Source organism: Streptomyces sp. NPDC015220 (assembly GCF_043079345.1).
GTDB lineage: Bacteria > Actinomycetota > Actinomycetes > Streptomycetales > Streptomycetaceae > Streptomyces.
The window spans coordinates 72013-84442 of the sequence record NZ_JBIBUK010000007.1; the positions used below are offsets into that span (position 1 = coordinate 72013).

The 12430-nt window shown below is 71.9% G+C and carries 10 protein-coding genes and 1 riboswitch; of the genes, 5 read left to right on the plus strand and 5 right to left on the minus strand.

All coding sequences use genetic code 11. The features are described 5' to 3' along the window. Nucleotides 1–112: 112 nt before the first annotated feature. Together ACF061_RS17110 and ACF061_RS17115 are read right to left on the minus strand one after the other, a co-directional pair. Nucleotides 113–1315, minus strand: a complete 1203-nt coding sequence (locus tag ACF061_RS17110; protein WP_392267680.1) for a spermidine/putrescine ABC transporter substrate-binding protein — start codon at nucleotides 1313–1315, stop codon at nucleotides 113–115. A gap of 357 nt (nucleotides 1316–1672) precedes the next feature. Continuing rightward, a complete protein-coding gene (locus tag ACF061_RS17115; RefSeq protein ID WP_392267681.1) occupies nucleotides 1673–3112 on the minus strand; it encodes a gamma-aminobutyraldehyde dehydrogenase in 1440 nt (479 codons plus the stop codon). A 170-nt stretch (nucleotides 3113–3282) separates the two neighbouring features. On the opposite strand from ACF061_RS17115, the gene ACF061_RS17120 reads away from it, so the two are divergent. The 5 genes from ACF061_RS17120 to ACF061_RS17140 all read left to right on the plus strand — a co-directional run bounded on the left by ACF061_RS17120 (nucleotide 3283) and on the right by ACF061_RS17140 (nucleotide 8029). Further along, complete coding sequence (locus ACF061_RS17120; RefSeq protein WP_392267682.1) at nucleotides 3283–3807, plus strand: Lrp/AsnC family transcriptional regulator; 525 nt, start codon at nucleotides 3283–3285, stop codon at nucleotides 3805–3807. Continuing rightward, entirely contained in the window at nucleotides 3792–5171 is a 1380-nt protein-coding gene (locus ACF061_RS17125) for an aspartate aminotransferase family protein (RefSeq protein WP_392267683.1), read from the plus strand. The genes ACF061_RS17120 and ACF061_RS17125 overlap by 16 nt, the downstream gene beginning before the upstream one ends. Nucleotides 5172–5446: 275 nt before the next feature. Further along, complete coding sequence (locus ACF061_RS17130; protein WP_392267684.1) at nucleotides 5447–6190, plus strand: ABC transporter ATP-binding protein; 744 nt, start codon at nucleotides 5447–5449, stop codon at nucleotides 6188–6190. Continuing rightward, nucleotides 6172–7503 carry a hypothetical protein gene (locus tag ACF061_RS17135; protein WP_392267685.1) on the plus strand — a complete coding sequence of 444 codons (1332 nt, stop codon included), beginning with the start codon at nucleotides 6172–6174 and terminating at the stop codon, nucleotides 7501–7503. The genes ACF061_RS17130 and ACF061_RS17135 overlap by 19 nt, the downstream gene beginning before the upstream one ends. Before the next feature lie 118 nt (nucleotides 7504–7621). Beyond that, nucleotides 7622–8029 carry a VOC family protein gene (locus ACF061_RS17140; RefSeq protein ID WP_392267686.1) on the plus strand — a complete coding sequence of 136 codons (408 nt, stop codon included), beginning with the start codon at nucleotides 7622–7624 and terminating at the stop codon, nucleotides 8027–8029. A 399-nt stretch (nucleotides 8030–8428) separates the two neighbouring features. On the opposite strand, the gene ACF061_RS17145 is transcribed toward ACF061_RS17140, so the two are convergent. Genes ACF061_RS17145 through ACF061_RS17155 form a run of 3 tightly spaced genes read right to left on the minus strand, consistent with a single transcriptional unit; the run spans nucleotide 8429 to nucleotide 12194 of the window. Then, on the minus strand, nucleotides 8429–9475 hold the full coding sequence (locus tag ACF061_RS17145) for an ABC transporter ATP-binding protein (protein ID WP_392267687.1): 1047 nt from the start codon (nucleotides 9473–9475) through the stop codon (nucleotides 8429–8431). Beyond that, nucleotides 9475–11076, minus strand: coding sequence for an ABC transporter permease (locus tag ACF061_RS17150; RefSeq protein WP_392267688.1), 1602 nt, complete (start codon nucleotides 11074–11076; stop codon nucleotides 9475–9477). The genes ACF061_RS17145 and ACF061_RS17150 overlap by 1 nt, the downstream gene beginning before the upstream one ends. A gap of 41 nt (nucleotides 11077–11117) precedes the next feature. Then, nucleotides 11118–12194, minus strand: a complete 1077-nt coding sequence (locus ACF061_RS17155; RefSeq protein WP_392267689.1) for a thiamine ABC transporter substrate binding subunit — start codon at nucleotides 12192–12194, stop codon at nucleotides 11118–11120. Nucleotides 12195–12276: 82 nt separating this feature from the next. Continuing rightward, nucleotides 12277–12382: riboswitch (TPP riboswitch) on the minus strand. Nucleotides 12383–12430: the final 48 nt, after the last annotated feature.

The window sequence follows — 12430 nt, forward strand, 5'->3', positions numbered from 1 at the left end:
GGGCCCCCGACCGCCGGGCGGTGAGCGCCGGCCCCCCGGGCGGTGAGCGACGGCCGCCCCTCGCGCCGGGCGGGGCGGCACGCCGCCGCCGGTCCGGCGGCCGTCCCACGGGCTACAGGCCCACGATCCTGTTCCACCGTCGGGCGAACTCCAGCCGCTCGGTGGAGGTGATGTCGCGGGCGACGGCCAGGCGCTCGCGCATGGTGGCGTCGGGGAAGATCAGCGGATTGCCGGCCAGGGCCGCGGTGTCCTCGTCCTTGGCGGCCGCCAGCACCTCCTGGGCCGCCGGGACCGGGCAGACGTAGTTCACCCAGGTGGCCAGTTCGGCGGCGGCCTCGGGCTCGTAGTAGTAGTCGATCAGCCGCTCGGCGTTGGCCTTGTGACCGGCCCGGTTGGGGATCATCAGGGAGTCGGACCACAGCTCGGCGCCCTCCTCGGGCACCACGAAGCGGATGTCGGGGTTGTCCGCCTGGAGCTGGATCACGTCGCCTGAGTATGCCTGGCAGGCCAGGACGTCGCCGCTGACCAGGTCCTTGGTGTAGTCGTTGCCGGTGAAGCGGCGGATCTGGCCGCGTCGGACCTGCCGCTCCACCTGGTCGCACACCCGGTGGAAGTCGTCCGCCGTCCACCTGCGGATGTCGACACCGTCGGCCTGCATGAGCAGCGCGAAGGCCTCGTCCAGCCCGGAGAGCAGCGTCACCCTGCCCTTCAGGTCGCCCGCCCACAGGTCGGAGACCTGATGGATCTCACGGCCGAGCCGGCGGCGGTTGTAGGCGATGCCGGTGATGCCCGACTGGTACGGCACCGTGAACCGGCGCCCCGGGTCGAAGGCGGGCGAGCGCAGCAGCGGGTCGAGATTCCGCGCCACGTGGGGCTGGTGCGCGCGGTCCATCTCCTGCACCCAGCCCAGGCGCACGAACCGCGCGCACATCCAGTCGCTGATGACGATGAGGTCGCGGCCCGGCTTCTGGTGGTTCATCAGGGCGGGGCTGATCTTGCCGAAGAACTCGTCGTTGTCGTTGATCTCCTCGGAGTAGTCCACGGAGATCCCGGTGCGCTTCTCGAAGGCCTCCAGGGTGGGCCGCCGGCTGGGGTGCTTGTCGTCGGTGTCGATGTAGAGCGGCCAGTTCGACCAGGCCAGACGCTTGTCCGTGGCGGATGAGTCCGGCCCGGAACGGTCACCGGGCCGGACGTACGCGGCGGGGACCCCGCACCCGGCGAGCGCGCCGAGCACGGCGGTGGAGCCGAGGGCGCGCAGCAGGGAACGGCGGGAGTGCGGGTGCGGGATCGCCGGCGTCTTGGGTGTCGGAGGCATTGCCGCAGCATGCCGCCCGGGTCGGCGGCGGGACAATCGACGCTCCGTCGAGCGGCCCCGGGCCTACCGGACACCTTGTCGATCGGCCGGCGCTCAGCGGTCGGGCTCTTCCGTCAGGGCCCAGAGCTCCCGGCGCTCAGCCGTCGGGCTCTTCCGTGAGGGCGCAGAGCTCCCGGCGCTCAGCGGTCGGGCTCTTCCGTCAGTGCCCAGAGCTCCCGGCGGCCCGGTGGAACGGGCGTGGCCCCGGACGGTCCGTCCTCCGTCCGGGGCCACGGGTCCCCTTGTCGCGACCGTGAGCACTCAACCGGTTGAGTGCTCACGGTCCGGGCGAGGCGGGCGGTGCGCCCGCCGGTCGCCTCAGGCGTCCAGCGACGTCATCACGTGCTTGATCCGCGTGTAGTCCTCGAAGCCGTACGCCGACAGGTCCTTGCCGTAGCCGGACTTCTTGAAGCCGCCGTGCGGCATCTCGGCGACCAGCGGGATGTGGGTGTTGATCCACACACAGCCGAAGTCGAGCTTCTTGGACATGCGCATGGCGCGGCCGTGGTCCTTGGTCCACACCGAGGACGCCAGCGCGTACTCGACGCCGTTGGCCCACTCGACGGCCTGGTCCTCGTCCGTGAAGGACTGGACGGTGATGACCGGGCCGAAGACCTCCTTCTGGACGATCTCGTCATCCTGCTTGAGGCCCGAGACGACGGTCGCGGCGTAGAAGTAGCCCTTGTCGCCGACCTGGTGGCCGCCGGCCTCGACCTTGGCGTGGGCGGGCAGCCGCTCGATGAAGCCGGCGACCTGCTTCAGCTGGTTGGGGTTGTTCAGCGGGCCGAAGAGGACGTCCTCGTCGTCCGGCTGCCCGGTCTTCGCCTCCTCGGCGGCCTTGGCGAGCGCGGCGACGAACTCGTCGTGGATGGACTCGTGGACGAGGACGCGGGTGGCGGCCGTGCAGTCCTGGCCGGCGTTGAAGAAGCCGGCGACCGAGATGTCCTCGACGGCCTTGTCGATGTCGGTGTCCTCGAAGACGACGACCGGGGCCTTGCCGCCCAGCTCCAGGTGGACGCGCTTGACGTCCTTGGAGGCGGACTCGGCCACCGACATGCCCGCACGCACCGAGCCGGTGATGGAGGCCATGGCGGGGGTCGGGTGCTCGACCATCAGGCGGCCGGTGTCGCGGTCGCCGCAGACGACGTTGAAGACGCCCTTGGGCAGGACCGAGCCGATGATGTCGGCGATCAGGACCGTGGAGGCCGGGGTGGTGTCCGACGGCTTGAGGACGACGGTGTTGCCCGCGGCGAGGGCCGGGGCGAACTTCCACACGGCCATCATCATCGGGTAGTTCCACGGCGCGACCTGGGCGCAGACGCCGATCGGCTCGCGGCGGACGATCGAGGTCATCCCCTCCATGTACTCGCCGGCCGAGCGGCCCTCGAGCAGCCGCGCGGCACCCGCGAAGAAGCGGATCTGGTCGACCATCGGCGGGATCTCCTCGGAGCGGGTCAGCCCGATCGGCTTGCCCGTGTTCTCCACCTCCGCCGCGATCAGTTCCTCGGCGCGCTCCTCGAAGGCGTCCGCGATCTTCAGCAGGGCCTTCTGGCGCTCTGCCGGGGTGGTGTCGCGCCAGCCGGGGAAGGCCGCGGCGGCGGCCGCCATGGCGGCGTCGACGTCCGCCCGGCCGGACAGCGGCGCGGTCGCGTACGCCTCGCCGGTCGCGGGGTTGACCACCTCTGTGGTCCGTCCGTCGGCGGCGTCCCGGAACTCACCGTCGATGTAGTTGCGCAGACGACGCAGCTCGGTGCTCACTGCCGGCCCTCCTGGTGTGGTTCAGGTGTCCAATCGCTGAGACACCCACCCTAGTCGGCGATGCCACGTTTTCAACACCCCCACTGGCATCACTTCTGCGAAATCCGCAGAGAGCAGGCTCTCAAACAACGAATTTCATCGCTGCGGCCTTGCGCAACTGTCGAGACGTCGTGCAGAGTGAGGTCGTGGCCAGTCGAAGCGCAGACCAGAAGGACTCGTCCCGCGAGTCCCGCAACGGGAACGGCACCCCCCAGCTGGACGCCGTCTCCCTCGCCATCATCCAGCAGCTCCAGGAAGACGGCCGCCGGCCCTACGCCGCGATCGGCAAGGCCGTCGGCCTCTCCGAGGCGGCCGTGCGCCAGCGCGTCCAGAAGCTGCTGGACCAGGGCGTCATGCAGATCGTCGCCGTCACGGACCCGCTCACCGTGGGCTTCCGCCGGCAGGCGATGGTCGGCATCAACGTCGAGGGCGATGTCGAGGCCATAGCCGACGCGCTGACTGACATGTCGGAAGTCGAGTACGTGGTGATGACCGCGGGCTCGTTCGACATCCTCGCCGAGATCGTCTGCGAGGACGACGACCACCTGCTGGACGTCATCAACAAACGCATCCGGGCCCTGCCCGGCGTGCGCTCCACCGAGAGCTTCGTCTACCTCAAGCTCAAGAAGCAGACCTACATGTGGGGAACCCGATAACCGTGAGCAAGGACCTCAGCCGAACCGCGTACGACCACCTGTGGATGCACTTCACCCGCATGTCCTCGTACGAGAACTCCCCCGTGCCGACGATCGTGCGCGGCGAGGGCACCTACATCTACGACGACAAGGGCAAGCGCTACCTCGACGGCCTCGCGGGTCTGTTCGTGGTCCAGGCGGGCCACGGCCGCACCGAGCTCGCCGAGACCGCCTTCAAGCAGGCCCAGGAACTGGCGTTCTTCCCGGTGTGGTCGTACGCCCACCCCAAGGCCGTGGAGCTGGCGGAGCGGCTCGCCGACTACGCGCCGGGCGACCTGAACAAGGTCTTCTTCACCACCGGCGGCGGTGAGGCGGTGGAAACCGCCTGGAAGCTCGCCAAGCAGTACTTCAAGCTGGTCGGCAAGCCCACCAAGCACAAGGTCATATCCCGCGCGGTCGCCTACCACGGCACCCCGCAGGGCGCCCTGTCCATCACGGGTCTGCCCGGCCTGAAGGCGCCGTTCGAGCCCCTCGTCCCGGGCGCGCACAAGGTCCCGAACACCAACATCTACCGCGCCCCGATCTTCGGCGACGACCCGGAGGCCTTCGGCCGCTGGGCCGCCGACCAGATCGAGCAGCAGATCCTCTTCGAGGGCCCGGAGACGGTGGCGGCCGTCTTCCTCGAGCCGGTGCAGAACGCCGGCGGCTGCTTCCCGCCGCCGCCCGGCTACTTCCAGCGGGTGCGCGAGATCTGTGACCAGTACGACGTACTGCTCGTCTCCGACGAGGTCATCTGCGCCTTCGGCCGCCTCGGCACGATGTTCGCCTGCGACAAGTTCGGCTACGTCCCGGACATGATCACCTGCGCCAAGGGCATGACCTCGGGCTACTCCCCGATCGGCGCCTGCATCATCTCCGACCGCCTCGCCGAGCCGTTCTACAAGGGCGACAACACCTTCCTGCACGGCTACACCTTCGGCGGCCATCCGGTCTCCGCCGCGGTGGGCCTGGCCAACCTCGACCTGTTCGAGCGCGAGGGCCTGAACCAGCACGTGCTGGACAACGAGTCCGCGTTCCTCTCCACCCTGCAGAAGCTGCACGACCTGCCGATCGTCGGCGACGTCCGCGGCAACGGCTTCTTCTACGGCATCGAGCTGGTGAAGGACAAGAACACCAAGGAGTCCTTCAACGAGGAGGAGACCGAGCGCGTCCTGTACGGCTTCCTGTCCAAGGCGCTGTACGACAACGGCCTGTACTGCCGTGCCGACGACCGCGGCGACCCGGTCGTCCAGCTCGCCCCGCCGCTGATCTCCAACCAGGAGACCTTCGACGAGATCGAGCAGATCCTGCGCGCGACGCTGACGGAGGCGTGGACCAAGCTGTGACCCCGGGTGCCTCCCGCGGGCACGCCGAGGTGAGCGAGCGCCTGAGGCGCGTACCTCCGATCAGATGATCATCACCGGCCCCGGAGCCGTCCGTTCGAGTGGGAAACGGCGGCCCGGGGCCGTGTGCTGTCCGGCCTCCCGGCCTCGGCTGCCTAGCGTTCAGTGACCGATCGGCTCCGCCTTCGTTCCCCCGTACGGGGGATTCGTACGAAGGGATCCCACGGACCCGCACGGCAACCCGCGCGGCATTTCCGATCCGAACCGAGGTGTACGCCATGGTGGCCCCGCCGGACAACGACGTACTCTGGGCACGCGCCCTGCACTACACCCACAAGGACGGCTCGCCCGCGCTCGGCGGCGTGTCGCTCGGTGTGGGGCAGGGAGAGATCCTCGCCGTCTCCGGGCCGAGCGGCAGCGGCAAGACCACGCTGCTACGGTGCCTGTCCGGCATGGTCCGCGTCCGCAGCGGCGAGGTCTGGTTCAACAGCTCCCCCGTGCACACCCTCGGCACGCTGGCCCGGGAACGGCTGCGCCGCGACCGGTTCGGCTGGATCGACCCCGCCCCCGAGCTGGTGCCGGAGCTCAACGTCTGGGAGAACACCGCCCTGCCCCTGATGCTGCGCGGCACCGGCCGGCGGCGGGCCAGGGGAACCGCCCTGGAGTGGCTGGAACGCCTGGACATCGGCGACCTGGCCCGCAGGCGTCCGCACCAGCTCCGCCAGGCCGAGCGGCAGCGCGTCTGCATCGCCCGCGCGCTCGCCCCCGCGCCGACGGTGCTGTTCGCCGACGAGCCGACGGCCCCGCTGCACCGCGCCGACCGCGCGCACGTGCTGCGCACGCTCACCACGGCGGCCCGCTCGCACGGCATCACGGTCGTGCTGGCCACCCACGAACCGGAGACCGCCGCCCTCGCCGACCGCACGGTGCCCCTGCTCGACGGGCGGTGCGTGAAGACCGTGCACCTGCCGCCGGCCGACGACACCACGGAAGGCCGGGCGGCGTGCTCGCTCTCCGTCTGATCCGCGTCGCCCACCCGGCCGTCCAGCTTCGCCGCCTGACCGTCGTGGCGGCCTCGGCGGGCACGGGCTTCCTGCTGCTGTGCAGTCTCGGTCACGCCCTGCGGAGCCCGGCCGACCCGTCCGCCGCCCTGCTGGGCCTGTCCTGGTGCGTGGTGCCGCTGATCGCCACGGTCCATCTCGCGGTCGCCGTCGCCCGCACCGACCCCGGCACCCGGCCCCGCTCCGCCCTGTCCGCCCTCGGCCTCGGGCCCGCCCGGATGATGGCCGTCTCGGCCGCCACGACCGCGCTGTCCTGCGCCTTCGGCTCACTGCTGGCGCTGCTGCTCTTCCTCCTGCTGCGCGGCGACCTCCCGGGCCCTGCACTGCCCTTCCACGGCGCGGCGGCCGGCCCGCTCGCCGCGCGCGAACGGCTGCCCGTGCCGGGCGCCCTGACCCTGCTGACGATCGTCCCCGCGCTCGCCTCCGCGGTGGTCGCCGCGGCCCTGCGGCCCCGGGAGTCCCGGGAGCGGAGGACCACCGCCCGGCCCGCGGCCTCGGGAGCCGCCGCGACGCAGGAGGGCACGGGGACCGAGCCCCCGGCGACGGCCGACGGCTACGGCGTCCCGGGCGCCTCCGCCGGCCGGGACACCGCCTGTGCCGCCCGCGAAGAGACGTTTGGGCAGGACGCCTTGGCGGACGATCCGCACCGCCCGCTCCCGCCCCGCCGGCCGCCCTCCGGCCTGCCCTGGGGCATCGCCGTACTCGCCGTCGGGCTCACCGTGGAGACCTACTCCGGCAGCACCGCCGGCAGCGCCTCCGGCGTCCCCCTCCCCGGCGGTCCGACCGCCGGCTCGGTGCCCGTGCTCGTCGGGTGGCTGCTCACCGCCGTCGGTCTCGCCCTGGCCGGCCCCGGTCTCACCCACCTGTGCGGGCGTCTGCTCCAGTCGGTGCGTCCCGGCGCCGTACGCCTCCTGGCCGGCCGGGTCCTGATGGAGGAGGCGGGCCGCGTCGGCCGCCCGCTGGGCGTCGTGTGCGCGGTGGCGTCGGCGGCGTACGCGGTGACCGCGCTGTACGGCGGCGCCGCGCCGGCCCTCGGCCCGCTCACCGTCCTGGGCGCGCTGCTCGTGGCCGGCTGCGCGGTGGCCACCCTGCTCACCGCCGCCGTCGAGGCCCGGCAGTCCCGGACCCGCACCATCGCCGCGCTGCTGCGGCTCGGCGCGCCCGCCACCCTGCTCCGCTCCGCCGCCGCCCTCCGCGCCGGCGCCCTGCTGGCCCTGTTCGTCCCGCTGACCCTCGCGATCGCCGCGCTCGCCGCGCTTCCGCTGGCGCGCTGAGCGGTACACGCGGGAGGGTCCCGGAAAAAATCCCGGGACACCGATGAGTTCCACGCGGGCCCGCCGTCTACCCCACCGAACGGCACGCACGGCACGCACGACGACGGAAGAGGACCCCATGTACCAGCAGATGATCTTCGTGAACCTGGCGACCGACGACGTGGCCGCGTCGAGGAAGTTCTTCACCGAGCTCGGCTACGCGATCAACCCGCAGTTCTCGACCGACGACTGCGCCTGCGTCGTGATCAGCGACACGATCATCGCCATGCTCCTCGGCAAGCAGCGCTACGCCGACTTCACCGAGAAGGAGATCGCGGACTCCAGGAAGAGCAGCGAGGTGCTGATCTGTCTGAGCGCCGAGAGCCGCGAGAAGGTCGACGAACTCGTCGAGCGGGCGGTCGCGGCCGGGGGCACCGTGACCGGCCGGACCCAGGACTACGGCCACATGTACGGCCGCGCCTTCGACGACCTCGACGGACACACCTGGGAGGTCATGTGGATGGACCCGGCGGCGGTGCAGGGCTGACGGCACCGGCCTCCCGGGCCGTGCCACGGCCCCCGGGGTCACCGCGCCGGGGGCCCGGGGCGTCGGAGCGTGCGGGCGTTCACCGGCTGACGCCCCGGCCGGGTCGCGAGCGCACGGTGGTCCGACACCGCCCAGGGGGCCACCGTGCGCTCCGGCCCCTCGCGCACGCCGGCACTGCGGACCGGACCGCCGCCGGCAGCGCCGCCGGCGTGGCGGCGGGGCCTCGTCGGTCGGCGCACGGCTGACGCTCCGGCGGTTCTCGACGAACGCGTGCATCTACCGCCGTGGTGCCGTGTGCAGCTCCGGTCATCGTCTCCTCCCCCTTCGGCGCTCGCCCGGAGGACGGGGCCGGCCTCTACCGTGGCCCAGCCCCTTCCGCCGGCGCTCCGGCAGCCCCCTTCACACCGCCGCCGCCCGCACGGACGCCTCCCCGAGGACGACGACCTCGGCCGCGTCGAACACGACCCCGACCTCCTCGCCGGTGGCCGGAGCCGACCGCAGCGGGCAGGCCGCCTCCAGGCTCGGCGCGTCCTCGGGCTGGAGGCGCACGGCGACGTGGGTGCCCTTGAAGGTGCGGGCGGCGACCGTGCAGCGCAGGCCCTCGCCGACGGGGACGAGCCGCACGCCGGCGGGCCGGACCAGGAGGGCGCGGGTGCCCCGGGGCGTGCCCCGCGGGACCGGCACCCTGCCCCAGGGCGTGCTCGCGGTCCCGTCGTCGACGCTCGCCTCGACGACGTTCTCGAAGCCGAGGAACCGTGCCACGAAGGCGTCGGCGGGCCGCTGCCACACCTCGAGCGGGGTGCCGGACTGGGCGATCCGGCCGTCCCGCATCACCACGACCCGGTCGGCGAGCGCGAAGGCCTCGCCCTGGTCGTGCGTGACGGCGAGCACCGTGGTCCCCAGTCGGCCGAACAGTTCGCGCAGTTCGACCACGAGCCGTTCCCGCAGCGTGCGGTCGAGCTGGCCGAGCGGCTCGTCCAGCATCAGCAGCCGCGGCCGCGGAGCGAGCGCGCGGGCGAGGGCCACCCGCTGCTGCTCGCCGCCGGAGAGGGCTGCCACCGCCCGCCGGCCGGCCCCGGGGAGTCCGACCAGCTCCAGCAACTCGTCGACCCGCGCGGCGCGTTCGCCCTTCGCCGTGCCGCGCACGCGCAGCCCGAAGCCCACGTTGCCGGCCACGTCACGCTGGGGGAAGAGCTGGTGGTCCTGGAACATCAGCCCGACCTCGCGCCGGTGCACGGGCACCGCGGCCTGGTCCCGGCCGTCGAGCAGCACCTGCCCGGAGTCCAGCGGCTGCAGCCCGGCCACCGCCCGCAGCAGCGTCGACTTTCCGCTGCCGCTGGGGCCGAGCACGCACACGATCTCGTGCTCGGCGACCGCCAGGCCGACGGCGTCCAGGACGGACCGCCCGCCGAGACGGACGGTCGCGTCCCGAAGACTCAGCAGCATCAGAACTCCCCGCTCCGGTCGGTGCGCAGCCGCTCCAGGACCAGCAGGGCCACCGCGCACACCACCATCAGAATCGTCGACAGGGCCATCGCCTGGCCGTAGTTGAGATCGCCGGGCCGGCTCAGCAACCGCGCCACGGCGACCGGCAGCGTCGGATTGTCGGGCCGCGCGATGAACACGGTGGCCCCGAACTCCCCCAGCGACACCGCGAAGGCGAACCCGGCGGCGACCAGCAGGGCGCGCCGCACCATCGGCAGGTCGACCTCCCGCCACACCCGCCACGGCGACGCCCCGAGCACCGCCGCCGCCTCCCGCAGCCGTACGTCCACCGCCCGCAGCACCGGCAGCATCGTCCGTACGACGAAGGGGACGCCGACCAGGGCCTGGGCGAGCGGGACGAGGATCCAGGACTGCCTGAGGTCCAGCGGCGGCTCGTCCAGGGCGATCAGGAAACCGAAGCCGACGGTCACCGCGGACACGCCGAGCGGCAGCATCAGCAGGGCGTCGAAGCCGCGTACGAGCCGGCCGGCGTCCCCGCGGGTGAGCGCGGCGGCGGCGAGGGAGCCGACCACCACGGCGATGGCGGTGGCCGCGGCCGCGTAGGACAGGGAGGTGCCGATGGCGCTGATCGGCGCGACCAGGAAGGTTCCGCCGTCGGCGTCGGTCAGCGCCCGGTAGTAGCCGAGGCCGGGCGCGGTGAACGACCGCTGCACGAGCACGGCGAGCGGCAGCAGGAGCAGCAGGACGATGGTGAGGAGCACTCCGGCCAGCAGCGCCCACTGTCCCGCGCCGCGCGGACGGCGGGCGGTCAGCGAGGCGTCCACCAGTCTCAGCGTGCTCTCCCGGCGCCGTACGGTCCAGGCGTGCACGGCGAGGATCGCGCCCACCGCCAGGAACTGCACCATCGTCAGGACCGCGGCGGTGGACAGGTCGAAGATCTCGGAGGTCTGCCGGTAGATCTCCACCTCCAGGGTGGAGAAGGTGGGGCCGCCGAGGATCTGCACCACGCCGAAGGAGGTGAAGGTGAAGAGGAAGACCATGAGCGCGGCCGCGGCGACCGCGGGGGCCAGCGCGGGCAGGGTGACCCTGCGCCAGGCGGCCAGTGGTGAGGCGCCGAGCATCCGCGCGGCCTCCTCCTGCCGCGGGTCCAGCTGGGACCACAGCCCGCCCACGGTCCGTACGACGACGGCGTAGTTGAAGAAGACGTGGGCGAGCAGGATCGCCCACACGGTGGTGTCCAGGCGCACGCCCCACAGCTCGTCGAGGAGGCCGCCGTGCCCGACGAGCGCGAGGAACGCGGTGCCGACGACGACCGTGGGCAGCACGAACGGGACGGTGACGACGGCCCGCAGCACCTGACGGCCCGGGAAGTCGAAGCGGGCGAGGACGTAGGCGCCGGGCAGCGCGATCAGCAGGGTGAGCGCGGTGGAGGCGAGCGCCTGCCAGGTGGTGAACCACAGCACGTGCCGGATGTCGGACTGCCCGAGCACCTCCGCGATCCGCCCGAACCGCCAGCCGCCGTCGGCCTTCAGTCCCCGCTGGACGATCGCGGCCACCGGGTAGGCGAAGAACACCGCGAAGAACGCGACGGGCAGGGCCATGAGGCCGAGCCGCGCCGCGTTCCCCGAACGGCGGCCCCGGCCTACTTGAGTACGAGTGAGGTCCACGACTTGACCCACTGGTCGCGGTCGGCGGCGATCTTCTCCGGCGCCATGGTCTGCGGGTTCTCGGCCTGGGGGCCGTACTTGGTGAACTCCGGCGGGACCTGGGCCGCTTCGCGCACGGGGTAGACGAACATGTTCAGCGGCATGTCGTCCTGGAACTCCTTGGTGAGCAGGAAGTCGAGGAACGCCTTGCCGCCCTTGGCGTTCTTCGCGTTGCTCAGCAGCCCCGCGTACTCGGTCTGCCGGAAGCAGGTGCCGGCCGCGACCCCGGTCGGCGCGGTCTTCGGCTGCGGCTTGGCGTAGATGACCTCGGCGGGCGGCGAGGAGGCGTAGGAGACGACCAGCGGCCGGTCGCCCTTGGCCTTCCTGCCGCCGGCGGAACCGGAGAACTCCTGGTCGTATGCCTGTTCCCAACCGTCGACGACCTTGACGCCGTTGGCCTTGAGCTTCTTCCAGTAGTCCTGCCAGCCACCGTCGCCGTACCGGGCGGCGGTTCCGAGCAGGAAGCCGAGGCCGGGCGAGGAGGTCGCGGCGTTCTCGGTGACGAGGAGGTTCTTGTACTGCGGCTTGACCAGGTCGTCGAAGGAGGACGGCGGGGACAGTTCGTGGTCGGCGAAGTACTTCTTGTCGTAGTTGACGCAGACGTCGCCGGTGTCGATCGGCGTGACCCGGTGCTTGGCCTGGTCCACCCGGTACTCGGGCTTGACCAGGTCGGAGCCCTTCGGCCGGTACGGCTGGAACAGGCCGTTGTCCAGGGCGCGGGAGAGCAGTGTGTTGTCGACGCCGAAGAAGACGTCGCCCTGCGGGTTGTCCCTGGTGAGGATGGCCTTGTTGACGGCCTGGCCCGCGTCGCCGTCCTTGAGGAACCTGACCTTGTAGCCGGAGCTCTTCTCGAAGTCCGCGATGACGCTCTTGGAGGCGGCCCACGAGTCGTGGCTGACCAGGGTCACGGTCCTGGAGTCCGCGCCGCTCCCGTCGTTCGACGAAGACCCGCACGCGGACAGCGTGACCAGCCCCAGTCCGACCGCCACGGCGACGAACGTCTTGGTGTGCACTGGATTTTCCTCCTGGGGGTTGGCCAGGAAGAGACGCGGCCCCGCCCGGGATCCCACGGGATGCCCGGGCAGGGCGCAACAGCTCGAGTGATGACCGAACTTCCTACCCAGAATGACCTGGGCGAGGTTCAGAGGGTCTGCGGCCGGTGCCGCACTCTCAGCGCTGTGGCGCTCCCCTGTCGGAATATGAAGATGTGTACGCGCTCAGACTACCGCCCGGCCACCGGACGGCGATG

What these genes read in the sequence shown, in the direction of transcription:
- ACF061_RS17130 (WP_392267684.1), top strand. Translation starts at nt 5,447, where the DNA reads ATGGTGGCCCCGCCGGACAACGACGTACTCTGGGCACGCGCCCTGCAC.
- ACF061_RS17150 (WP_392267688.1), bottom strand. Translation starts at nt 11,076, where the DNA reads ATGGCCCTGCCCGTCGCGTTCTTCGCGGTGTTCTTCGCCTACCCGGTG.
- ACF061_RS17110 (WP_392267680.1), bottom strand. Translation starts at nt 1,315, where the DNA reads ATGCCTCCGACACCCAAGACGCCGGCGATCCCGCACCCGCACTCCCGC.
- ACF061_RS17145 (WP_392267687.1), bottom strand. Translation starts at nt 9,475, where the DNA reads ATGCTGCTGAGTCTTCGGGACGCGACCGTCCGTCTCGGCGGGCGGTCC.
- ACF061_RS17140 (WP_392267686.1), top strand. Translation starts at nt 7,622, where the DNA reads ATGTACCAGCAGATGATCTTCGTGAACCTGGCGACCGACGACGTGGCC.